The 25206-nt window shown below is 54.0% G+C and carries 19 protein-coding genes; 3 read left to right on the top strand and 16 right to left on the bottom strand.

What is annotated here, in order from left to right:
- Positions 1–156: 156 nt before the first annotated feature.
- From ltrA to gyrA, 16 genes are all read right to left on the bottom strand, one after another.
- Positions 157–1551 carry a group II intron reverse transcriptase/maturase gene (gene ltrA / locus AC3CHX_RS01700; RefSeq protein ID WP_488629011.1) on the bottom strand — a complete coding sequence of 465 codons (1395 nt, stop codon included), beginning with the start codon at positions 1549–1551 and terminating at the stop codon, positions 157–159.
- 512 nt (positions 1552–2063) lie between these two features.
- Entirely contained in the window at positions 2064–2396 is a 333-nt protein-coding gene (locus AC3CHX_RS01695) for a ComEA family DNA-binding protein (RefSeq protein ID WP_488642387.1), read from the bottom strand.
- Between the two features lie 124 nt (positions 2397–2520).
- On the bottom strand, positions 2521–3477 hold the full coding sequence (gene rfaE1, locus AC3CHX_RS01690) for a D-glycero-beta-D-manno-heptose-7-phosphate kinase (RefSeq protein WP_488642386.1): 957 nt from the start codon (positions 3475–3477) through the stop codon (positions 2521–2523).
- Positions 3478–3488: 11 nt separating this feature from the next.
- Entirely contained in the window at positions 3489–4871 is a 1383-nt protein-coding gene (locus AC3CHX_RS01685) for a UDP-glucose dehydrogenase family protein (RefSeq protein WP_488642385.1), read from the bottom strand.
- 57 nt (positions 4872–4928) lie between these two features.
- A complete protein-coding gene (gene lapB / locus AC3CHX_RS01680; protein WP_488642384.1) occupies positions 4929–6104 on the bottom strand; it encodes a lipopolysaccharide assembly protein LapB in 1176 nt (391 codons plus the stop codon).
- Positions 6105–6309: 205 nt separating this feature from the next.
- The gene (locus AC3CHX_RS01675; protein WP_488642383.1) at positions 6310–6624 is read right to left on the bottom strand and encodes a LapA family protein; all 315 of its coding nucleotides are present in this window, start codon (positions 6622–6624) and stop codon (positions 6310–6312) included.
- A 257-nt stretch (positions 6625–6881) separates the two neighbouring features.
- Positions 6882–7187, bottom strand: a complete 306-nt coding sequence (locus tag AC3CHX_RS01670) for an integration host factor subunit beta (RefSeq protein WP_108440981.1) — start codon at positions 7185–7187, stop codon at positions 6882–6884.
- A gap of 25 nt (positions 7188–7212) precedes the next feature.
- Positions 7213–8925, bottom strand: coding sequence for a 30S ribosomal protein S1 (gene rpsA / locus AC3CHX_RS01665; protein WP_488642382.1), 1713 nt, complete (start codon positions 8923–8925; stop codon positions 7213–7215).
- A gap of 226 nt (positions 8926–9151) precedes the next feature.
- Positions 9152–9823, bottom strand: coding sequence for a (d)CMP kinase (cmk, locus tag AC3CHX_RS01660; protein ID WP_488642381.1), 672 nt, complete (start codon positions 9821–9823; stop codon positions 9152–9154).
- 149 nt (positions 9824–9972) lie between these two features.
- Positions 9973–13485: a DEAD/DEAH box helicase gene (locus AC3CHX_RS01655; protein ID WP_488642380.1), complete on the bottom strand. Its 3513-nt coding sequence runs from the start codon at positions 13483–13485 to the stop codon at positions 9973–9975.
- Between the two features lie 6 nt (positions 13486–13491).
- Positions 13492–14844 (bottom strand): 3-phosphoshikimate 1-carboxyvinyltransferase, encoded by a 1353-nt coding sequence (gene aroA / locus AC3CHX_RS01650; protein ID WP_488642379.1) that lies wholly within the window; start codon positions 14842–14844, stop codon positions 13492–13494.
- Entirely contained in the window at positions 14844–15743 is a 900-nt protein-coding gene (locus tag AC3CHX_RS01645; RefSeq protein ID WP_488642378.1) for a prephenate dehydrogenase, read from the bottom strand. Before AC3CHX_RS01645 ends, aroA begins: the two co-directional genes overlap by 1 nt.
- Positions 15744–15804: 61 nt before the next feature.
- Positions 15805–16911, bottom strand: coding sequence for a histidinol-phosphate transaminase (hisC, locus tag AC3CHX_RS01640; RefSeq protein WP_488642377.1), 1107 nt, complete (start codon positions 16909–16911; stop codon positions 15805–15807).
- 90 nt (positions 16912–17001) lie between these two features.
- Positions 17002–18075 (bottom strand): prephenate dehydratase, encoded by a 1074-nt coding sequence (gene pheA / locus AC3CHX_RS01635; RefSeq protein WP_488642376.1) that lies wholly within the window; start codon positions 18073–18075, stop codon positions 17002–17004.
- Between the two features lie 89 nt (positions 18076–18164).
- Positions 18165–19277, bottom strand: a complete 1113-nt coding sequence (gene serC, locus AC3CHX_RS01630) for a 3-phosphoserine/phosphohydroxythreonine transaminase (RefSeq protein WP_488642375.1) — start codon at positions 19275–19277, stop codon at positions 18165–18167.
- A gap of 168 nt (positions 19278–19445) precedes the next feature.
- Positions 19446–22151, bottom strand: a complete 2706-nt coding sequence (gene gyrA, locus AC3CHX_RS01625) for a DNA gyrase subunit A (protein WP_488642374.1) — start codon at positions 22149–22151, stop codon at positions 19446–19448.
- 423 nt (positions 22152–22574) lie between these two features.
- Here gyrA and AC3CHX_RS01620 point away from each other — a divergent pair, with 423 nt between their 5' ends.
- From AC3CHX_RS01620 to ubiG, 3 genes are all read left to right on the top strand, one after another.
- On the top strand, positions 22575–23252 hold the full coding sequence (locus tag AC3CHX_RS01620) for an OmpA family protein (protein WP_488642373.1): 678 nt from the start codon (positions 22575–22577) through the stop codon (positions 23250–23252).
- Between the two features lie 303 nt (positions 23253–23555).
- Positions 23556–24191: an outer membrane protein OmpA gene (gene ompA / locus AC3CHX_RS01615; protein WP_488642372.1), complete on the top strand. Its 636-nt coding sequence runs from the start codon at positions 23556–23558 to the stop codon at positions 24189–24191.
- A 175-nt stretch (positions 24192–24366) separates the two neighbouring features.
- The gene (gene ubiG, locus AC3CHX_RS01610) at positions 24367–25065 is read left to right on the top strand and encodes a bifunctional 2-polyprenyl-6-hydroxyphenol methylase/3-demethylubiquinol 3-O-methyltransferase UbiG (RefSeq protein WP_488642371.1); all 699 of its coding nucleotides are present in this window, start codon (positions 24367–24369) and stop codon (positions 25063–25065) included.
- The last annotated feature ends 141 nt before the right edge of the window (positions 25066–25206 follow it).

The following is a 25206-nucleotide window of genomic DNA, read 5'->3' as shown; positions in this document are numbered from 1 at the left end:
TGTGCGTATGAGCAATAGGCAATCCTGATGAAATACGTACGCAGTCGCCCGTCAAACCATGTAAAAGACCTTTCAATGCCCTGAAATCGAGTAAGGGACGGGATTACCCCCGTCGCCTTCTCACACCACCGTACATGCGGTTCCGCATACGGCGGTTCATTCAACACGCTGGAAGCGCCGCTGGGTGTCCAGCAGCGAAACCAACCCTAATACATCAAAGAAGCGTTTAGGATACGCCGCGTTCATATGACTCGCTCCGGCGTTCCACCAGTGGCCGCGTCCGTTGCTTGCCGACTTCCATGCGCGCGTCTTATCCAAACCTTGGGCTTGCAGCTTCTTGTTACGGGTGGACGGTCGCTTCCATTGCCGCCATAGCAGGCAGCGCAGTTTGCGCCGAATCCATCCGTCCAATTCCTCCAACACACCTTTTACCTCTGTCAGGCGGAAGTACGATGTCCAGCCACGCAGCACCGGGTTGAGCGCTGCGATCGTTTCGCCGAGATTGCGCGAGGCGTTCCCGACCACGATTTCACGCACCCTGTCTTTCAATCGCTTCAGACTGCTATCGGCGATTTTAAGACGGACTTGCTTATGCCAAGTGACGCTGTAACCTAGAAACTTCCGCTGCCAGGGCCGTGCGACGGCGCTCTTGTCCCGGTTGACCTGAAGTTTTAATTTCTTCTCCAGATAGCCGGTAATCGCAGCCATCGCATGCCGTCCTGCCGCTTCGCTTTTGACGTAAATGTTGCAGTCATCGGCGTAACGGCAGAACCGGTGTTCCCGCCGCTCCAGTTCGCGGTCCAAGTCCGTCAGCAGGATGTTCGACAACAACGGTGACAGCGGGCCGCCCTGCGGCGTACCTTCCGTCCTCGCGCTGACGATCCCTGCCGACATCATGCCCGCTTCCAGATAACGACGGATCAGTTTCAATACCCGTTCATCTTTGACTTTCCTGGCTATCCGCGACATCAGAATGTCGTGGTTCACCCGGTCGAAGAATTTCTCCAAGTCGAGGTCGACCACCCAGCGGCGGCCTTCCTTGATATAACCTTGCGCTCGTTGCACCGCTTGCCATGCATTGCGGCCCGGTCGGAACCCATAGCTATGTTCGGAGAATTCAGGTTCGAACTCTGGTTGCAGGACTTGCAACAGCGCTTGCTGGATCAGGCGATCCAACACCGTCGGGATGCCCAGTGTGCGTACCCCGCCGTTGGGCTTGGGTATCTCCACTTTGCGGATCGCCGCCGGTATATAGTTGCCTGCCAGTAGCGCTGTCTTGACGCTTGGCCAGTGCTGTTGCAGCCACGCCTTGAATTCGAACACAGTGAGTCCATCGACTCCCGCTGCACCCTTGTTCTGCATGACCCGCTCATACGCTCGCCACAGGTTGTGACGTTCGACCACGACGTCCATCTGCCGCAGTCCTTCCGCTTTCGTTTGCCCATCCGCCGCCGTGCCAACCTCGGCACCCGACCCGGCCATCGACGAAATCCGTTCGTCTCTCTCCGTGTCGGGCGCAGTTGCCTGCCTTGTTGCGTCATCGATTTGCATCGAGGTCGGATGTCCTAATCGCGTTGTTCAATGTTCAGGCCTTCAGTCATGGCTCTCTCCGGCTCGCCGCCTCGTCCTCGACCTACTATGCCCTCTGCTGACTTCTGCATACGCATCCCAACACCTCTCGATGTCGGTAGCACTAGGCACGCATGCAGATCTCCCCGGGTATTGCGCACCTACCTTCACGCTTATGCCTGTCGGATCTACGTCATAGCCTTCCGGACAAGTATCGGGCTTTGATGATATTTGACATCTCACCCGGCTACGCCGCCTCATATCCGCTTCCTGTTCGTCAGGCCAGCGCTTTGCCTTCGGCTTCCTCCAGATTCGCAGTCGCCCGCGACACCCTTGCCTTCAGCTAACTCTTCCCCTTGTCGGGCGAGTAGAGGACTTCCACCTCCAAGTAAGCACGCCCTGCCGGGCGCACAAATAAAAAGCCCCCTTGTTACAAGGAGCTTTCAGAGAATGACGATGCCACTTTTACCGGATGCGGGTCTTGAGGATCTTTTCTACTTTTTAACTGCGGCTTTACCAGTCTCTTTTTTGGGCTCCGCTTTCACTGCAGCATTGGACTTAGCCTGACCGTTCACCTGCAAACCGGCTTGTGACAACTTGACAGATTTTTTCCCGCCTATGCCCTTTACGCGCTGTTCAAAGTCGGCCCAGTCCTTAAAATTACCGCCTTTGGTGCGTTCGTCAATAATCCGTTTTGAAGTCGCTGGCCCGACGCCCTTCACGCTGTCGAGCGCCGCCTGATCTGCTTTGTTAACGTCAACTTGCGCAAATACCAAGCCCATGGTGGCAATCAACGTTGCCATTACTTGTAGTAGTTTTTTAAGCATGTTGTCCTCTTTCGATTAGTGTGATGATGGCTATCAGAATGAACCGGACGCGAATACGTCCGGCTCATTATAGGGATGGAAACTCGATCAGAATTGCCATTCCCGGCACACTTTAGGACTTGGCTTATCGAAACAGTTCTTCGTACGTGACTGTTGCTGTGCCCAGCTTACCAACGACGATGCCGCCGGCACGATTTGCTAACGCCACCGCTTCAGCGATAGGCAAGCCAGCGCCCAACATTACTGCCATGGTCGCAATCACCGTATCACCGGCGCCGGAGACATCAAACACTTCACGCGCCATCGTGGGGAAATGCACAATCTGCTGCTCGGTGTATAAAGTCATTCCTTCTTCCGAGCGCGTCAACAACAAGGCTTCCAGTTCGAGCGATGCCCGCAAGTTCTGAGCTTTGGCCGTCAACGCTTCTTCGCTCTTCCAGCTGCCAACGATCCGCATCAGTTCCGACTTGTTCGGCGTCAGTATGGTGGCACCGGCATAGCGCGAAAAGTCATCGCCCTTGGGGTCAACCAGAATACATTTTCCCGCCTGTTTGGCGGCACTTATCATGTCGCTGACGTTGACCAGACTACCTTTGGCATAGTCAGACAAAACGATCACGTTATATTGCGGCAACAATGTGTTGTAGCGGGTCAGCTTGTCGCGCAATACGGTATCAGTTGGAGGCTCTTCAAAATCTATCCGCAACAACTGCTGTTGACGGCCGATCACGCGCAGCTTGATGATGGTGGAAATGGCCGGGTCTCGGGTCAAAAAGCTCTTGATCCCCAACTCCGTCAGCAAGGCATCAACGACATCGCCGGCTTCATCTTGCCCAACCACTCCTAACAAGCCGGCGCCACCGCCCAGCGTCGCGATGTTGCGTGCGACGTTGGCGGCACCGCCCAGGCGCTCTTCACGTTTTTCGACGCGCACCACTGGCACCGGCGCTTCCGGAGAAATACGGTTAACCTCGCCAAACCAGTAACGGTCCAGCATCACGTCGCCAACCACCAGGATACGGACGCTTTCAAACGAAGAAGGAATCCCTGGGGTGACTGCCGCTGTCTTATTAGCTCTCATTCTCATCGACCTCACTTACGCGTCAGTACCGAACGGCCGATGCCGTAATACTCGAAACCAAGGTCACGCATCACCGTTGGCTCATACAAGTTACGGCCATCAAAAATTACCGGCTCCTTCAGATGCGCGCGGACTTGCTCAAAATCCGGACTGCGATAGGTCTTCCACTCAGTGACGATGGCCAGTGCGTCAGCGCCCTGCAAAGCTTCCATTTGCTTGTCGCAAAACCGCAGGCGCTGCAATACTTCTGGGGTCGCAGCAAAATCCAGTTCCAGCACGCGCTTGGCCTCAACCATCGCTACCGGGTCATGGACTGCTACCGATGCGCCACGGTCGAGTAATTCGCGCAGTAAAACGCGCGACGAAGCTTCGCGCATGTCATCGGTATTCGGTTTAAATGCCAAACCCCACAAAGCAAAATGCTTGCCGCTCAAATCGTTACCGAAACGTTCAACAATTTTGTTGCCCAGCACGTGTTTCTGGTTATTGTTGACCTGCTCCACCGCACGTAGAATCAATAAGTCTTGATCGTACTTACGCGCAGTACGCTCCAGCGCCTGCACGTCCTTGGGAAAACATGAGCCACCGTAGCCGCAACCGGCATACAAAAAGCTGTAACCGATGCGTGGGTCTGAGCCTATGCCGTGGCGCACCGCTTCGATATCGGCGCCTACCTTATCGGCCAGGTTGGCCAACTCGTTCATGAATGAAATACGCGTCGCCAGCATCGCATTCGCTGCATATTTGGTGAATTCGGCAGAACGCACATCCATCCAGTAGGTGCGCTCGTGATTCCGATTGAACGGGGTGTACAGCTGCTTCATCAGGCCGTGGGCGCGCTGACCTTCAGTGCCGTCGTCGCAGCCAATCACGATACGGTCGGGGCGCATGAAATCCTCAACAGCAGCACCCTCTTTCAGAAATTCAGGATTCGACACGACCGAAAATCTTGTCGCTTCATCGGCCACCTTCCGGGTCGCCAGCTCAGCCCGGATCGCCGCGCTGACCCGATCTGCAGTACCTACCGGGACCGTCGACTTATCGACGATCACCTTGAAATCGGTCATGTGTTTGCCGATGTTGCGCGCCGCCGCCAGCACATATTGCATGTCGGCTGAACCGTCTTCATCCGGCGGCGTTCCGACCGCGATAAACTGAATTTGGCCATGCGCGACGCTGGCCGCGATATCTGTCGAAAACTGCAGGCGGCCAACCGCACGATTACGATTGACGATCTCGGCCAGCCCGGGTTCGTGTATGGGAATACCGCCGCTATTCAAAATATCGATTTTCTTTTGGTCTACATCCAGACAAAAGACATCATTGCCTAGCTCGGCCAGGCAAGCGCCGGTGACCAAACCGACATAACCGGTACCGATAATTGTTATTTTCATGTTCTTCCGTTATTGCGTTTCGAGATTGGTTCGTGCAGCAGATTATTAAAGGCTATCTCAATTCATTACATTCAATTCTTCCGTCCGACGCGGCGGGTAGGTTTCCCAACGGCTGCAACCTGGACATTGCCAATAAAATTGACGCGCCTTAAAACCGCAATGACTGCATTGATAGCGCGCCAGCTTCTGGGTATAACCATGGACCAGATTTTTTACGACTGAAAGTTCCGAATGCATTTCAGGCGCAGCAATCATCAAGCGTGCCTCCAGTAATTTATCCAGACCGAGTAGCGTTGGCGTACGGCGCAGTTCGTCACTGACCAGCTGATTGGTCGCGTCAACGCCATCAAGTTCGAGCACCGCCTTAAACACGACTTCCAGCAAATCGATAGAGGATGCTTCCGCCAGATAGGAGCGCAACAAGTTGACGCCCTCGTGCGGACGGCCGACAGTACGATAACCGTCCATCAGCCGCTGCGCGACTAATGCCACGTGCGGCACACTTTGTTGCTCAACCCGACGCCAGGCGACTAACGCGGCCTCTGCGTCGTCTTTCGCCAAATACACATCGCCCAGCAGCATTGTCGCGCGGACGCTATTGCGGTCGTTCGCCAACGCCTTGTCCAGCAGCGCCATGGCTGCGTCGGGATGACCATCGACCAACGCATCCTGGGCCAATTCGCAATAGAACTGGGCAATCTCTTTCTGGCGGCCACCGGCACCGGCGTCCTGCAAGGCCTGCGCCGCATCAATCGCCCGCGTCCATTCTTTTTCGCGTTGATAAATTTCAAGCAATGCGCGGCCTGCTTGCGCACCGTACGAAGAGCCTATCAATAAATTGAAACTCTCTTCGGCACGATCGAGCAAGCCTGCCTTCAAGTAGTCCTGCCCTAATTCATACTGTGCATGCAAGCGATGCTCCTGCTCCAGATCAGGACGCGCCAGCAAATTCTGGTGGACCCGAATCGCGCGTTCGGTCTCGCCGCGACGACGGAATAAATTTCCCAGGGCAAAATGCAGTTCTGCGGTTTCCGGATCGAGCTTCACAATTTCAATGAAAGCATCGATAGCCTTATCCGGCTGTTCGTTGAGCAAAAAATTCAGGCCCTTAAAATAACCGCGGGGCAAGCTGCGCGACTCGGATATCAATTGATTGATATCTACGCGTGCGGCTATCCAGCCCAGACCAAAAAAGATCGGGATGCCTAGCAACCACCAGGTTTCAAATTCCATACAGACGTGTTACCAGCGTAAAGTGTGACGATTAATAGATCGGTAGAGCCGGATTACCGGATGAGAACGGCACATGCAAATGCACTGTCATTACTTACTTCCGAAGCTCCGGGTGCTAACGCATTTGCAGATCAGGCATGGTTGATGATAGCCACCCGTCCATTTTGCAGACCGGCGCCCTCAACATGTTCGATGCAGTACGGCATTATATATTCCGGATGCCGTCCGGTTGAGGTGCCTCAGCGCTGGCCAGGCGTTGTGCTTCCTGTTCTCTTTGCATCGAAGTCAGCGCTTTTTTAGATTTCAACGCATTGCGTCGATGACGGAATACCGCAGGCGTCATCGCCAGCACACCCAGAATCGCACCCGAAGCAAAGAAACCAAGCAGGATCAAGACTAGCGGACCGCGAATTTCGTAGTTAAGGAAAAAATTGAGTGTCACTTCCTGCGAATTCTTCAAAGCAAAGCCAAAGAACACCAGAAATAGCAGAATCGCAATAGCTCGGGAAATAAGTTTCATGACGCGGGTTCCTGATTGGTAGTGTAAAGAGAGCGCTGCCGCGCCTGGCGATCTTGCAATTCCACCCTGTCCGTCAAGTGTGCGCGTGTTCGGACGCACTCACTGCACAACTCTACAACGATACGGATGCCGCCGGGGCCGTCCGACTATCGAAAAATGGCCAACTGGCATGCAAATGAAATTAGCTTATTACAAACGAAATTGTACGTGAAAAAAAACGGCATCCGAAGATGCCGTTCTTATTTTGTACGCACAACTCAGTCTTCTTTGATCGGTTGCCCGACCATTGCATCGACCCGTTCACGCAACTCTTTACCAGGCTTGAAGTGCGGTACGCGTTTTTCCGGCACCATCACTTTGTCCCCTGATTTCGGGTTGCGGCCGATCCGCGGTGGTCTGCGGTTCAGTGCAAAACTGCCAAAACCACGAATCTCGATGCGCTGACCGGTCGACAAAGCGTCGGCCATCGCATCAAGTATGGTTTTGACCGCGTAATCCGCATCCTTGGCAACCAACTGCGGATAACGCTCGGCCAAGCGGGCAATCAGCTCCGACTTTGTCATTAGCGTGCTCGCTTACTTAACTGGCTTAGTTCTTGTTGTCGAATTTAGCCTTCAACAGCGCGCCCAGACTAGTTGTACCGGAAGCAGCATTGGAGTCCGAAGACATCTTTTGCATCGCTTCTTGTGTTTCAACATTGTCTTTTGCCTTGATCGAAAGCTGAATACCACGGGCTTTGCGATCCACGTTGATGACCATTGTTTCCACCACATCGCCAACCTTCAGGTGAGTACCGGCATCTTCCACGCGATCGCGGGAGATTTCGGAAGCGCGCAGGTAGCCTTCGACTTCTTCCGACAACTGAATCACTGCGCCCTTAGGCTCGACCGACTTGACAGTACCTGTTACCAGGGAACCCTTGTCGTTCATTGCAGCGAAGTTGTTGAATGGATCGCCTTCGAGTTGCTTGACGCCCAGGGAGACACGCTCACGCTCAACGTCGATAGCCAGCACGATGGCTTCCAGTTCGTCACCCTTCTTGAAGCGACGGACTGCTTCTTCGCCAGTTTCTGTCCATGACAGATCCGACAGGTGAACCAAACCGTCGATGTTACCGGCCAGGCCGATGAACACGCCGAAGTCAGTGATCGACTTGATCGCGCCACGGACTTTATCGCCCTTCTTGTGGGTGATCGCGAAATCGTCCCAAGGATTAGCTTTACATTGCTTCATACCCAGGCTGATACGACGACGGTCTTCGTCGATTTCCAGAACCATGACTTCAACTTCATCGCCCAATTGAACGACTTTGTTTGGCGCCACGTTCTTGTTGGTCCAGTCCATTTCTGAAACGTGAACCAGGCCTTCGATACCTTGTTCGACTTCAACGAATGCGCCGTAGTCAGTCAGGTTGGTGACTTTACCGAACAGACGGGTGTGTTGTGGATAACGACGTGAGAGGCCAGTCCATGGATCGTCGCCCAATTGCTTGACGCCCAGCGAAACACGGTTCTTCTCTTGATCGTACTTCAGGACCTTGGCAGTGATCTCTTGACCGACTGTCAGGACTTCCGATGGGTGACGCACACGACGCCATGCCAGATCGGTGATGTGCAACAGACCATCGATACCGCCCAGATCCACGAATGCGCCATAGTCGGTGATGTTCTTGACGACGCCATTCACGATGGTGCCTTCTTTCAGCGTTTCCATCAGTTTCTGACGCTCTTCGCCCATCGACGCTTCGATCACGGCACGACGTGACAACACCACGTTGTTACGCTTGCGATCCAGCTTGATGACCTTGAATTCCATGGTCTTGCCTTCGAACGGCGTGGTGTCTTTCACCGGACGAGTGTCGACTAGCGAACCCGGCAGGAAAGCACGAATGCCGTTGGTCAGAACGGTCAGACCGCCCTTAACCTTACCATTGACAGTACCAGTGACGATCTCGCCAGACTCCATCGCTTTTTCAAGCGAGAGCCACGATGCCAGACGTTTAGCTTTGTCACGCGACAGGATAGTGTCGCCGAAACCGTTTTCCAGCGATTCAATAGCAACGGAGATGAAGTCACCAACGTTTACTTCGAGTTCGCCATTATCATTTTTAAATTCTTCAATTGGAATGAAGGCTTCTGACTTCAGGCCGGCGTTGACGATAACGAAGTTATGGTCAAGACGAACGACTTCGGCAGAAATCACTTCACCAGAACGCATGTCTTGACGTGACAGCGATTCTTCAAACAGCGCGGCAAAAATATCAGAGCCGGCGGATGCAGGGGACAGAACAGTGGTGGACATAGGATTGATTGGACTAGTTTGCCAGTATTGCGGCGCATTCAAACGTACTAAATAATAATTTCTTAAATAAGCACAACAACCAGAATACGATCAATAAAGGGTTAGGTTTTTAAACGCCCGATCCAGCTTTGCGCCAGATCGAACAGCTAGGTACAACTAAATAAACAACAAATATCGTGATGCAACCGGATTAAATCAACATGTTGAGACGAATCAACAATACAACTCAAGCCTGCTTTACGGCTGCATACCAACCAAGTACTTGTTCAACCGCTTGTTCTACGGTCATTCCCGAAGTATCCAGAAGATATGCCCCTTCAGCAGCCCTGAGCGGTGCCGAACTGCGCTTGGTATCGCGTTCGTCGCGCTCACTCAAATCTTTTGAGAGGTCTTGCATATTAGCAGAAAAACCCTTGTCAATCAATTGCTTATGGCGCCTTTGCGCCCTCGCTGCAACACTCGCGGTGAGAAACACCTTGAGCACAGCATGAGGGAAAATCACGGTGCCCATGTCGCGACCATCGGCCACCAGGCCTGGCGCCCGATGAAACCCCAGTTGCAGCCCGTAAAGTGCCTGCCTGACCGGCATCAATGCCGCTATTTTAGATGCTGTATTACCAACGTTTTCGGCCCGGATCGCATCCGTGACGTCTTCGTTGGACAGGAATATGTGGGCGCCATCAAAATGGCAGTGCAAGTGCTCAGCCACCTTAGCCAGCGCATGCTCATCGTCCAGCGCGGTATTGCGCCGCAGTGCAGACAAAGCGGTAAGTCGGTACAACGCACCCGAATCAAGGTAGTGAAACCCCAGACGCTGCGCGACTTTTTGCGCCACCGTGCCCTTACCGGAAGCGGTCGGTCCGTCAATGGTAATGACAGGTACAGAAACATTAGACATGGATACTCAATTTATTATTTAGAAAATCAACCTGATTTCCATATGATTTCAAGACGTGGATTACAAACAGATTGTCGCGCATGCACTGCGCCTTTCTTGTTACGTGGAAAAATAATTTATGAAAAACAACAACTTAAGGGCTTAGTGGCTCAACTCAACGGCTCAAAAATGGCCTGCAAATCTTCCGCCGTCAATTTCACGTTTAGCGCTTCACCGGTCGCACCTAACACGGCGTCGGCCAACGCCGCTTTCTTGCCCTGCAGCGTCTGAATCTTCTCTTCCACCGTACCTTTAGCAATCAGCTTATAAACAAATACCGGCTTATCCTGGCCGATTCGCCAGGCACGATCAGTCGCTTGCAATTCAGCTGCGGGGTTCCACCAGGGATCGTAATGAATCACGGTGTCGGCTGCGGTCAGGTTCAAGCCGACGCCACCGGCCTTGAGACTAATCAGAAATACCGGTACTTCGCCCTCCTGGAATGCACGCACCGCAGCCCCGCGATCCTTGGTGTCGCCAGTCAGTAACGTGTAGCGGATATTCGCTGCGGTCAATGCCTCGGCGATCAACGCCAGCATGCTGGTGAATTGCGAGAAGATCAAAATCCGTCGATCCTCCTCGCGCAGTTCCTCCACCATCTCCATTAATTCCAGCAACTTGGCTGAAGGGACATGCGCAGGTCGGCCGGTATCAGCGGCGGTCGTTTTCACCAAGCGTGGGTCACAACAGGCTTGGCGCAGTTTAAGCAAGGCCTCGAGGATAATGATGTGGCTGCGCGCCACGCCTTTGCTCTGAATCGCCGCACGGACTTTTTTATCCATCGCCAGGCGCACGGTTTCATACAAATCCCGCTGGGCGCCGGAGAGCTCGACATGGCGCACCATTTCCGTCTTCGGCGGCAATTCGCGGGCCACTGCATCTTTGGTCCGGCGCAGCAAAAACGGCTTGATACGTCGCACCAGCAACGCCCGCCGGCCATCGTCAGCGTACTTTTCTATCGGCGTGCGGAAATCGCGATTAAAGTCTTTTTCCGACCCTAATAAACCCGGCAGCAAAAAGTGGAATTGCGACCACAACTCGCCTAAATGATTTTCGAGCGGCGTCCCGGTCAGGCACAGACGGTGCCGCGCCTTCAGCAAGGTCACACTTTGCGCCGCTTTGGAGCGCACATTTTTTATATATTGCGCCTCGTCCAGAATCAGCAAATGATACTGATGCTGAAGCAGCCGCTCTTCGTCGCGCGGCAATAATGCGTAGGTAGTCAACACCACATCGTAATCACTGATCTGGTCGAAATAGGCCAGCCGCTGTTTGCCCTGCAGCACCAATACTTTCAATGTTGGCGCAAAGCGCTCAGCCTCTTCCTGCCAGTTCGACATCAGGCTGGTTGGTGCGACCACCAGCGCCGGCGCAGTCAAGCGTCCGGCATTCTTTTCGATCAGAATATGGGCCAGGGTCTGAATGGTTTTCCCCAACCCCATATCGTCAGCCAGAATGCCTGCGAAACCGTATTCGCGCAGAAATTGCATCCACGCCAGCCCTTCGCGTTGGTAATCGCGCAAGGTCGCCTGCAACCCATCCGGTACAACAACTTGTTGGACACCACCAAAGGTATTCAGCTTCTGCCCTATTTTCCGCAAGCGCTCGCCGCCCATCCAGCGTAATTCCGCACTGCCTTCCAGTTCGGCCAGGCGGGCTGCATCAAGCGCTGAAAGCCGCACCGAGTCGCCCGGTTTATCGGTGAAATATAACTCGCCCAGCGTATTCAGAATTGGCTTGACCCGTCCCCACGGCAGCGCCACACGCAGGCCACTTTCGAGCTGCATCAGGAATTCGTCGCTATCCAGACGCTGCGCCAACGCCTGCGGATTAAAGTCATCCGGCGCCTGACGAATCAAACCGATCAACAGCGGCAACAAGGAAACCCGTTCCTGGTTAACGACTATCCCAAGCTCCAGATCAAACCAGGGATTACCAGGCTGGTCCGCGCCGGCTTCATTGATCTCGGCGTACCAATCGTCTATTTCAGTGACGTCAAAGCGATAGTCGGGCGACTTATCGATGCGCCAGCCGGCCGCTGCCAGAACTGGCAAATCCTGTTTGGCAAAGTGCAGCCAGGCCGCCTGACCGGCCATCACCAAAGCGCCATGCGGCATTGCCGGCAGATGCGCGTTACTTTCCGCTACTTGTAAGTTCAGATCCAGTAATGTTTGACCCGCGGCATTTTCGAGTGCCCGATTGCGGATGATTTTTTCGACGCCGGTAGCGCTATTGCGCTGTAACACGGCAGCAAACTCCAGCGGCGCAAGCGCGCCATCGTACAAAAACAGCAGTTGCGCAAAATCCTGCATCACGCCATTACCGTCAGCCACGCTATCCAATACCAGCAATGGTTGCGGCTTTATCGTATCGAGCACCGCAAATGGCACATCGACCGGCAACGGAATCAAATCACTGACGCCCTGGGTCAACAACAACTGCGCGACCTGCCGCTGGTTTCCGGCATCCAGCAATGGCGCTTGCGCCACCAAATTAATCAGCTCATTTGGCGCAATGTGATGCAAGCCTGGCGGCAACGTCAGCTCGCCACAAGACAGATTGTTGATGTACCACGGCGGCGCCGTCGGCAAAACATAATCGATCGTCTCACCCGGCACTGAGGTTGTTGACGTTGCATCAGGTGCGAATTGCCAAACCAGTTTCGACACAGGCACTTCAGCCAATGGCGTCGACACCTGCCCCTGATACCGCGCCCATTTCGCGTGAGGCGCCGCACGCGGCTCATCCAATGTTTCTTCCTGGCGCTGCTCACGCCATTGCAAGGTTGCATTGCGCGATGCCGACAACGCCAGAAAATGGGCCTGTCCTTTGCTCAGGTCAGCCGAGGAATTCGCCCATAACAGATTCTTTTGTTCCAGCAACAAGCGCAACAATTGCGCACCCAGTTTGCCGCTCAACTCACAGCTATTCTGCTGGATTTGAGATTGATAATATGGCGCACTCTGATTTTTACGACTGCTCAAAGCGATAAACAAACTCACCGCATCCTGGTCGCTTTCCCGTGCAAAATCACGAATGCCATTGTAAAAATTATAGCTGTCGCCAAGCGGCTTGACCGAGCTGAAGCGTCCGTCTTTACGCCAACGCGCCTTGCATAAATACAGCAAAACCTGTTTGCCGTTATGCGACGGCACCAACGCAAAAACAAGCTGATAAGCCGGCGCAACAGGGGCCGGTTGCATCCCCATCGCCATCGGCTTGACCAGCAACTCGTCCTCAACCCGCTGCAACCAGTTACCGATCACACGCGGCAAGGGCGTGCCGGATGGACGCAACTGATTTTCTGCCGGAGCTGGCGCGGCATCGGTTGACACTCCCACATCTTGTAAATATCGAATGAGGACTGCCGCGACATGCTTGCAGTTGTAGCCAACGGGACAAGAGCACTCGCCGTTTAACTTGACGCTACCGTCGATGTCTATCAGCGCGATTTCCTGATGGTATACATTTTTGCCACTCCCCCGAACACGCCCGAGCAGCAACCCGCCGTGTCTCTCGAGGCTCACTACCCGCTGCTGCTGAACGTATTCCTGGGCACGCGCAATGGTCACATCCGAGGCTAAATCAACGACATCGTCGAGCGTAAAAGGAATAAGTTGCATGTGACCTTACAGCAAAGTTTGCTCGGCGACCTTTGCAAAAACGTCAAAGTAATCCGGGAAAGTCTTCGCCACACATTGCGGATCGTTAATCCGCACTGTGGTGCCGCGCAGCGCAGCGCCGTCCAGCGACGCCAGCGAGAAACACATCGCCATGCGATGATCGTCATAGGTATCTATCGTCGCCGGCTGCAGCGCAGGCGGCGGCGTAACGCGCAAATAATCTGCTCCCTCCTCAACCAGCGCACCCAACTTGCGTAATTCGATCGCCATGGCGCTCAGCCGGTCGGTTTCCTTGACACGCCAGCTGGCAATGTTGCGCAAGGTGCTGGGGCCATCGGCATACAACGCGGCCACCGCTATCGTCATCGCGGCGTCCGGGATGTGATTGAAATCGGCATCAATCGCTTTCAATACGCCGGTTGACGACACTTCGATCCAGTTATCTCCCATCGTGATGCTGGCGCCCATCTGTTGCAGCGCTTCGACAAAACGCACATCACCCTGAATACTGTTCTTACCAACACCTTCAACCCGTATCGGACCGCCGGCAATCGCGCCGGCGGCCAGGAAGTACGAGGCCGAAGAGGCATCGCCTTCAACATGAATCGTGGCGGGACTTTGATACAGCTGTCCGGCCGCGACCGTGAATGATTGCCAGCCCTCGCGCTCAACCGTGACGCCAAAACGCTGCATCAGATTCAACGTGATTTCGATATACGGCTTGGAAATCAGCTCGCCAATGACATCGATGGTTACCGCTTGATCTTTCGCCATCAACGGTGCCGCCATTAACAATGCGGTCAAAAATTGACTGGAAACGTTGCCGCGCACCGACATCCGTTGTGCATGCAACTGGCCGCGCTGGATATGCAGTGGCGGATAGCCGGGAACACCGGTGTAGGCAATCCGGGTACCGATCGCATTCAACGCATCGACCAGGTCGCCAATCGGCCGCTCATGCATCCTTGCCACACCGTGCAATGTGTAGTCGCCACCCATCGCCGCCAGCGCCGCCGTCAGCGGCCGAATCGCGGTACCTGCGTTACCCATGAACAAGTCGGCCTGATGCGTCGGAAAACGTCCGGTGCATCCGTGCACGGTATAGTGTTGACTGGCCGCGGCCTGCTCCCAGCTGACGCCCAATTGCGTCAATGCCGTCAGCATCACAAGCGTGTCGTCGGATGCCAGCAAATCCAGAATTTCCGTCGTGCCATGCGCCAGCGCGGCCAGCAGCAGCGTGCGGTTGGAAATGCTTTTTGAGCCGGGTAATTTGACCGTGCCGTGGACCTTGGCCACCGGATGCAAGTCAATATATTCCGGGTAGTGCTTGTGTGCTTGCGGCTTCTGTTGATTGCCCATTATTCTCCACCTTCCTTATTCTGTTTTTCCGCCACTTCAATGGCGCTAATCCATAGCTGGCGCGCCTGCTGCGCATTCCGATAAATAGCTTCGAGGCCAGCACCGTCACCGGACGCCAGCAAGCCACGCAACTGCGTCAGTTTCAACTGATAAGCATCCAGCTCCTGCAATAATGCATCCTGATTTGCCAGCGAGATATCGCGCCACATTTCAGGCGACGACCCGGCGATGCGGGTGAAGTCGCGAAAACCGCTGGCGGCATACTGAAACAGTACGTCGGCGTGCGGCTTGTTGGCAATGTCATCGACCAGCGCATACGCCAGCACATGCGGCAAATGACTGACCGAGGCAAACACCAGATCGTGCTGAGCGGCTGACAGGCGGTGTATGAGGGCGCCGCATTGCTGCCATGCGGCGGCAACGCGCTCAACATCCGCTTCGCTATTTTCCGGCAATGGTGTCAGCACGACTTTCTTGCCGACATACAAATTCACAATCGCTGCGTCAGGGCCATTACTCTCTCGACCGGCAATCGGATGACCCGGCACAAACTGGCCGATTTTTCCGCCCAGCGCCAGGCGGGCAGAGGCTTCGACATCCCCTTTGGTACTGCCGGCATCGGTCACGATAGTCCCGGCTTGCAAATGTGGCGCGATACTGGCAAGAATCGCAGCGGTTTGCGCCACCGGCGCTGCAATCAACACCAAATCGGCATGCGCGACCGCATCGGCGGCCGAGCCCGCGATGACATCAATAATTCCCAACTCGAGCGCGCGCTGCAACGAAGCGAGACTACGCCCGGCACCAACGATTTGCTGAACCGCGCCAGCCTGCTTGAGCGCCAGAGCAAACGAGCCGCCGATCAGGCCAACGCCAAAAATAGCAATTTTCTTAAACACGATTAAGGCTTCAGAAGGTGAGTAATGCGTAAAAATGTTAACGATTGGATGAGGAACTGCGTCAGGCCAGCAAGGCCTTCAACGCGGCGATAAATGCCGCATTTTCATGCGGCAGTCCTATGGTGACCCGCAACCATTGCGGCAAGCCGTAATTTCCAACCGGACGAACGATGATTCCCTGCTTCAACAAAGCCAGATTGACACGGTCACCAGCGGCGTCATCGTCGCCCACTTTAAGCATCACGAAATTGCCGAACGATGGCACGTAGGTCAGCTTCAGTTCATCAAATGCCTGCGTCAACTGGACATAGCCGTCGGCATTGATTTGTGCGCTGCGCTGCAAGAACGACTGGTCATCGAGCGCTGCAATCGCTGCCGCCTGCGCCAGCGAATTAACGTTGAACGGCTGACGAATACGGTTCAGCAAATCAGTCACTGCAGGTTGCGCAATCCCGAAGCCGATACGCAAACCCGCCAATCCATACGCTTTCGACATGGTGCGCGAAACCAGCAAATTCGGGTATTTACGGACCCAGGTAATCGCATCGTATTGCAATGCAGGGGGCAGATATTCGTTATAGGCTTCGTCCAGCACCACGACCACATGGGACGGCACACGCTGCAAGAAAGCTTCGATTTCAGCTGCTGGAATAAAGGTGCCGGTTGGATTGTTGGGATTCGCGATAAAAATCAACCGCGTGTCAGCGGTAATCGCCTCAGCCATCGCCTTCAAATCATGGCAAAAATCTTTGGCAGGAACCACGATCGCGCGTGCGCCAACAGCCTGCGTCGCCAACGCGTATACCAGGAAAGAGTACTCGGCGTATATCGCGGCCTGCCCTGGCTGCACGAACGCGTGAGTGGCAAGTTCAAGAATGTCATTGCTACCGTTGCCGAGCGTGATCCATTCCGCAGGCACGTCATATTTGGCCGTGATCGCGGCCTTCAGATCAAAACCGTTGGCGTCAGGATAACGGCCAATATCGGCGACTGCAGCTTGCATCGCCAAACGCGCCGATTCCGGCATGCCCAGCGGATTTTCATTCGAGGCAAGCTTGATGATCTTGGCTTCATCAAGACCAAACTCGCGCGCCACTTCGGCTATCGGTTTACCGCCTTGATAAGGGGCAATGGCGCGAACATACTCTGGACCAAATTGAATCGACATCGTGCGCTTTCTAAATGAATTTTAATAAGCAAATTTTTGCAACTGGATTTTCGACACTTCGAGATATGCGAACGTCTGCATTGATCGGCATTAAAGGCTGAGCGGATACGATCCCAGCAACTTGAAAAACGCCGCATTTTGCTTGAGTTCAGCCAACGCCTTGGCGACCTTTTCGTCCTGCTCGTGACCTTCGACATCGACGTAAAAATAATATTCCCAAGCACCCATGCGCGCTGGCCGCGACTCAAAACGGCTCATCGATACGCCATGGCTGGCGAGCGGCGACAACAGGTTGTACACCGCACCGGCCTTGTTCGGCACCGACAGCACCAGCGAGGTCTGATCCTTGCCGCTTGGCGTCGTGTGCAGACGGCCAATCACCGCAAAACGCGTACGATTGTGCGGATCGTCCTGAATATGGGCACTGACGATTTGCAAGCCGTAAGTCTGAGCGGCAGTTTCGCCGGCAATCCCGGCAACGGTCGCGTCTTCACTCGCCATGCGCGCCGCTTCGGCGTTGGAGGCAACCGCCAGCCGCGGAATATTCGGATAGTGCTGATTGAGCCAGGCATTGCATTGCGCCAGCGCCTGCGAATGCGCACAAATACGGGCGACATCGTCCATCGTCCCGTCTTTCGTCATCAGGCTGTGATGTACCGGAATCGCCACTTCGCCGCTAATCCTCAGCGTGGTTTGCAACAGTAAATCGAGGGTCCGGTTGATGACGCCTTCAGATGAGTTTTCAATCGGCACCACGCCGAAATCGGCGGTGCCGGCTTCCGCCGCACGGAACACTTCGTCGATCGACACACAGGCCATGCTGTCCACCGCGTGGCCAAATTGCTGATAAACGGCCTGTTCGCTGAAGGTCCCGGCGGGGCCGAGATAGGCCACCGTGACGCGCTTTTCCAATGCCCGGCAAGCCGACATCACTTCGCGGAAAATGGTTTGCACGTCGCCGGCTTGCAACGGCCCCGGATTGCGGTCGGCGACGCTGCGCAATACCTGCGCCTCGCGCTCCGGCCGAAATACCGGCGCATCGGTTGCGGCTTTTACATGCCCGACTTTTTGCGCCAACTCGGCGCGGCGATTCAGCAGCACCAGAATTTGCGCGTCAATGTCGTCGATTTGCTGGCGTAACGGTAGGAGTTTGTCTTGGCTCATAATGATCTTGGTTGCGTCGCTCTGTTGCATGACCATACTGTCGGCAAGACGGCTTTATTCAGCGCCGTCCATAGGCCGACTGCATATTGTTAACCACACTGCTTTTCAAATTCTTTCAGGTAGTCGACCAGCGCCTGTACGCCGGCGAGCGGCATCGCGTTGTAAATGGATGCGCGCATGCCGCCGACCGATTTGTGTCCCTTGAGTTGCAGCAAACCACGCTCTTTGGCGCCGCTGAGGAAGTCCTCATTACGTGACTCGTCGCGCAAAAAGAATGGCGCGTTCATGCGTGAACGGCAATCTGCTGCAATTTTGGTTTGATAGAAATCGGTGGAATCCAGGTAGTCATATAACAACGCGGCCTTGGCGATATTGCGTTGTTCCATCCCGGCTACGCCGCCCTGCCGCTTGAGCCACTGAAACACCAGGCCGGCAATATAAATCGCATAAGTCGGCGGCGTGTTGTACATGGAACCGTTGTCGGCGACGATTTTCCAGTCGAACGCTGACGGACAACCCGGCATCGCATGACCCAGCAGGTCTTCGCGCACCACTACGATGGTCAGGCCGGCGGGACCGATGTTTTTTTGCGCGCCGCCATAAATCACGCCGTATTTGGAGACATCGACCGGACGCGACAAGATGTGTGACGACATATCCGCCACCAAGGGCGCACCATTGGTCTCGGCAGCCACGTCGGGCGTAAATTGATATTCGACGCCGTCGATGGTTTCATTAGTGCAGATATGCACGTAAGCGGCGTCTTTCGACAACTGCCAGCTTGCGCGCGCCGGAATCTGCGCAAATTTTTGCGACTCTGACGACGCCGCGACATTGACCTTGCAATAACGCCTGGCTTCCTTAATCGACTTGGTCGACCAGGAGCCGGTATTGATGTAATCAGCGGTGCCTGGGAGCGATCTGTCAGCATTCAGACGTGACGCCAGATTCAGGGGAATGATGGCGTTCTCTGCAATCGCACCTCCTTGCAGAAACAGCACTTTATAGTTCGCCGGAACCGCCAGCAGTTCGCGAAAATCGCGTTGCGCAGCTTCCAGTATCGACATAAATTCGCTGCCGCGATGACTCATTTCCATGACGGACATACCGCTGCCATGCCAGTCCAGCATTTCGGCAGCTGCCTGTTGCAGCACTTCTTTGGGCAATACGGCAGGACCAGCGGAAAAATTAAAGATAGGCATGTTGAAACTCGTCAATAAAAACTGGGAACAGCGAGAATATTTGCAAAAACTGCTAGAAAAACCGATGACGTATTTACGCCGTTTTGCAAGCACTAAGCACTTGAAAACATACCGCTCGGGCAGGAGGACAAGGCCCTCCCGCTCAAGCAGTTATTTTTTTCCGGCAATTTACTCGGCGTCGGCGGGGCCAGTTTCGTCACCGGCGATATCGCCACCTTCATTGCCATTGCCGCTTTCGGCAGCGCCACCGTCTGCAGCGTGCGCTGTTTCTGCGCCGTCTTCGGCAACTTCTTCAACGTCACTTTCCATCACCCGCTGCAAACCACTCAGTTTGGTGCCATCTTCAACAGCGATCAGCGTCACACCTTGGGTAGCGCGGCCCATCTCGCGAATCTCCGCAACACGGGTGCGAATCAATACCCCGCCGGTAGTGATCAGGATGATTTCATCGCTTGGTTCAACCAGCGTGGCGGCAACAACTTTACCGTTACGTTCGCTGGTCTGAATCGCGATCATGCCCTTGGTACCGCGTCCATGACGCGTGTACTCGGTGATAGGCGTACGTTTACCGTAACCATTTTCGGTCGCGGTCAAGACGGATTGTTGTTCGTTTTCGGCAACCAGCAGAGCGATCACTTGTTGACCTTCTTCCAGATTCATACCGCGCACACCACGTGCGGTACGCCCCATCGGACGCACATCGTTTTCGTCAAAACGCACTGCCTTGCCGGAATCGGAGAACAACATCACATCGTGCTGGCCATCGGTCAGCGCCGCACCGATCAGGAAATCGCCTTCGTCCAGATCAACCGCAATAATCCCGGCTTTACGTGGATTGCTGAAGTCCGACAACGGTGTCTTTTTGACTGTACCGAGGCTGGTCGACATAAAGATGTAGCGATCTTCCGGGAAGCTGCGATTGTCGCCGGACAGCGGCAGCACAACGGTGATTTTTTCGCCGTCTTGTAGCGGGAACATATTCACAATCGGCTTGCCGCGCGAGTTGCGTGAACCTTGTGGCACTTCCCAGATCTTCAGCCAATACAGACGACCGCGATTACTGAAGCACAAGATGTAATCGTGGGTATTCCCGACGAACAGTTGATCGATCCAGTCGTCTTCTTTGGTCGCCATCGCCTGCTTGCCGCGACCGCCGCGTTTTTGCGCGCGATATTCGGAGACCGGCTGCGATTTCATATAACCGGTGTGCGACAAGGTCACCACCATGTCCTGCGGCGTGATCAGATCTTCGGTGCCGAGATCGGTTGGATTCAATTCGATCTGCGAACGGCGTTCATCTTTGTTGCCGATGCCGTATTCGTTTTTGGCAGCGTTCATCTCATCGGTAATGATGACGGTCACACGCTCTGGCTTGGCCAGAATGTCGAGCAAGTCAGCGATGGTGATCATCACGTCTTTGTACTCGTTGACGATCTTGTCTTGTTCCAGGCCGGTCAAACGTTGCAAACGCATTTGCAGGATTTCTTGCGCCTGATCGTCCGACAGCTTGTACAAACCGTCAGATTGAATACCGTAATGTACCGGGAGATTTTCCGGGCGGAAAGCGTTGATGCCGCCGGTGTTTTCGGCACCGGTACGTTCCAGCATGTCGCGCACCACGGACGAATCCCACGAACGTTCCATCAAGCCGGCTTTCGCCACCGGTGGCGTCGGCGCCGCTTTGATGATGGCGATGAAATCGTCAATGTTCGCCAACGCAACCGCCAAACCTTCCAGCACGTGACCGCGTTCGCGCGCCTTGCGCAATTCAAAGACTGTGCGGCGGGTAACGACTTCGCGCCGATGCGACAGAAAGCACTCCAGCATTTGCTTCAGGTTCAACAGCTTGGGCTGACCATCCACCAATGCCACCATGTTCATGCCGAAGGTGTCTTGCAACTGCGTTTGCTTGTACAAATTGTTGAGTACGACTTCAGCCACTTCACCGCGCTTCAATTCGATCACGACGCGCATGCCCGACTTGTCGGACTCGTCGCGCAGATCGGAAATACCTTCGAGCTTTTTGTCGCGCACCAGTTCAGCGATCCGTTCCAGCAGCGCCTTCTTGTTAACCTGATACGGCAACTCGTCGATGATGATCGCAGTGCGGCCTTCACGGCCGAATTCTTCGAAGTGCGTCTTGGCGCGCATCACCACACGGCCACGGCCGGTGCGATAACCGTCGCGTACGCCGGAAACGCCGTAAATAATGCCGGCGGTCGGGAAATCCGGTGCTGGAATAATTTCAATCAGCTCATCGATCGTCGCCGCGGGATTGCGCAATACGTGCAGCGCGCCGTTGATGACTTCAGTGATGTTGTGCGGCGGAATATTGGTCGCCATACCGACCGCGATGCCAGACGAGCCATTGATCAGCAAGTTAGGAATCCGCGTCGGCAACACCGACGGTTCTTTTTCCTTGCCGTCATAGTTAGGCACGAAATCAACGGTATCTTTGTCGATATCAGCCAGAATTTCGCTGGCAATTTTATCAAGCCGGCACTCGGTGTAACGCATCGCGGCAGCGCCGTCGCCGTCAATCGAACCGAAGTTACCCTGACCGTCGACCAACATGTAGCGCAACGAAAAGTCCTGCGCCATCCGCACCAAAGTGTCGTAAATCGATTGGTCGCCATGCGGGTGATATTTACCCATGACTTCACCAACCACGCGCGCGCATTTGACGTAAGGACGATTCCAGACATTGTTCATTTCATGCATGGCGAACAAGACCCGACGATGCACCGGCTTCAAGCCGTCGCGCACATCGGGCAGCGCACGTCCAACGATCACGCTCATGGCGTAATCGAGGTAACTCTTGCGCATTTCTTCTTCGAGGGAAATCGGAATTGTTTCTTTAGCGAATTGATCCATTAGCGAGTCGGTGAGTCTTTACTTAGGTTGATAGATCACGGATAAAAGCTGACCATGGCCTGGCATTCATTTTTTACAACCGGCTGTGACGCTGACGCAACATCGTTGCCAGCCGGGAATGCAGCCAAAGGTACGCATTAAGACGCGTGATTTTAGCACGCGGCGCCCGCTGTTCCGGCTTTTCCAGAAGTCCGGGCAGCTTACCGGGTTGACTGAAAAATATGTTGCCCGCATAAAATATGTTTAAATGCGATTTCTAAAAAATAGTCACAAGAGTCTTTTTATATCTACTTGTATACTTGTTATGGACTTATGGGTCGCTCGTTAGCCTTTGATAGCTATCCGGCGCTCTTAACCAAACAGAAATAGCAACAATATCGTAATTGGCTTTACTCAACTGCCGTTACCCTCAGGAAAACATTTATGCGTCATACACTCGCGTTGAGCCTGCTTATAGGCTCCGCTTTCGGCTCTGCAGCAAACACTGGCTTTGCGCAAGGCACCGATATCAAGGCAAATCCGCAATCCAGCGCTTATCTGCAAGATAACCGCGGCCCGGTGGCGCGCAGCCAATTCGGACTGTGCTGGCGTGCCGGCTATTGGGACGAAAAGGATGCCGTTACCGGCTGTGACGGCGAACTCTTGCCGCCCGTCATGAAAGCGATGGCACCAGCTCTTATTGCCAATCCGATGGTCGTGAATACTGAAAACACCGCTGCTGCAACCAGCCGCTGCAGTTTTTCGGCAACATTGGCAAGCGACCAAACATTCGCCTTTGGCAAGAGCACGTTAACCGAAGCCGCCCGACAACTGATTGATCGCAACTTCATTAGCCCGCTAAATGATTGCAGCAAACCCGATGTCATTACCATCACCGGCCACACCGACCGGCTTGGATCCGAGCAGTACAACCGAAAACTCTCGGAACAGCGTGCCAGCAGCGTTGCAAGTTACCTGAAAAGCAAAGGAATTGTTGCAACAATGAACATAGTTGGCGCTGGGAAATCACAAGCCGTCAAGACATGCAGCGATAAATTAAGCCGTAAGGACCTGGTGAGTTGCCTGAGTCCAAATCGACGTGTTGCAATCAACGAACGCTAAAACACACGATCTGATCAAATAATTCAAATAATTCATATAGCTTCAAAGAAACACTATAAGATGCTGCCGGTAGAGATGTTTTCACAACCTTATGTTGCATGAAAACAACGAAGCACAAAAAACGTGCGTGTAGCTATTTGGCAAATTCGCTAGCAATAGAACCATGTGGCAGAATGATGGCTAGTTCATTGCATGTGGCCAATTTCACATGTAACGGCTCTAACCACGTGATATTATCCAATTTTTGATGTCGTATATTAGTTGCGCAGTTAATCTGCGGATATCTCAACCGAGAGGAGAAACATGAATAAATTAGCAAAACTCGTCTTCGCTGCGTCCGCAGTCGTCGCACTGACTGCCTCCGCGCAGGAAATCAAAGATATCCAAGCTAAAACCCCTACCAGTGCTTACGTGCAAGATGCACGCGGCACTATCGCACGTGACCCGTACGGTCTGTGCTGGCATACCGGATACTGGACACCTGCTGATTCAGTACCAGGTTGCGATGGTGAATTGGCGCAAGCTGCACCAGCTCCTGTTGCTCCAGCTCCAGAACCAGTCGCTCCACCTGCTCCTGCCCCAACTTCGCAAAAAGTTACTTTTGCTGCTGATGCATTCTTTGACTTCGACAAAGCTGTCCTGAAGCCAGAAGGCAAGGCAAAGCTGGATGACCTGACTTCGAAACTGGGTGATTTGAACCTGGAAGTCATCATCGCTGTCGGTCACACTGACTCGATCGGTTCGGTTGCCTACAACCAAAAACTGTCGATCCGTCGTGCTGAAGCTGTCAAGGCATATTTGGTTCACAAAGGTATTGAATCGAACCGTGTCTACACTGAAGGTAAAGGCAAGTCACAACCGGTCGCTGATAACAAGTCCGCTGCTGGCCGCGCTAAAAACCGTCGCGTTGAAATCGAAGTCGTTGGTACATCCAAGTAATCGATTTTCAGACTCGATCAAAAACCCTGCTTCGGCGGGGTTTTTTTTCGTCTTCCGTTTCAGTCTTCATTTCGCAGCGCCTCGATTGTCATGCGGGCAAGTTTCATCAAATGCAACTGACTTCGCTACTCAAGCGATGTCCGCAAAGCAGTAGTTTCCAGCTATCATTACGCACATGAACGTTGACCCATCAGAACTCCAAAAATTCAGTGATCTCGCACACCGCTGGTGGGATCCGAATGCTGAATTCCGTCCCTTGCATGAAATCAACCCCCTGCGTCTTGAGTGGATTAATGCGCGCGCGGCCCTTGTCGGCAAAAATGTTGTCGATATTGGCTGCGGTGGTGGCATCCTGGCTGAATCCATGGCAAAAAAAGGCGCGACCGTCACCGGCGTCGATTTATCTGACAAGGCGCTAAAAGTAGCCGATTTGCACAGCCTGGAGTCTGGCGTGCAAGTGCGTTATGCAAAAATTGCAGCAGAAGACCTCGCAGTCCGAGAAGCTGGTGAGTTTGACATCGTTACCTGCATGGAAATGCTGGAACACGTCCCCGATCCGGCCTCCATCGTCCGGGCTTGCGCCAGGCTGGTGAAACCGGGTGGCAAAGTGTTTTTCTCAACCCTGAACCGCAATCCAAAAGCTTATCTGTTTGCAGTGCTTGGCGCTGAATACCTGCTGCGCATGTTGCCCAAAGGAACCCATGACTACGCCAAATTCATTACGCCTGCGGAGTTGTCGCAGTTTGCCCGTAACGCTGGCCTGACGGTGGATAGTCTGAAAGGGATGAGCTACAACCCGATTACGCGTTTCTATTCGCTCAATCAGGATGTCAGCGTCAATTATCTGATTGCCTGCACCCGACCGGCCGAATAACGCTGCATATCAACCCATACGCGGGTATTTCATGGCTGGCATTAAGAAATAGGACGGCTATGGTCGTCCTGGCTTGCTAACCTGCCTGGATTACCGGCCCCGCAATAAACGCACTTCTCCAACATTTCTTCTGCTCAATAT

This window comes from Glaciimonas sp. OK215, assembly GCF_057787885.1.
Note: the sequence above shows the minus strand (reverse complement) of the source record. Positions and strands in the feature narration are given on the sequence as shown.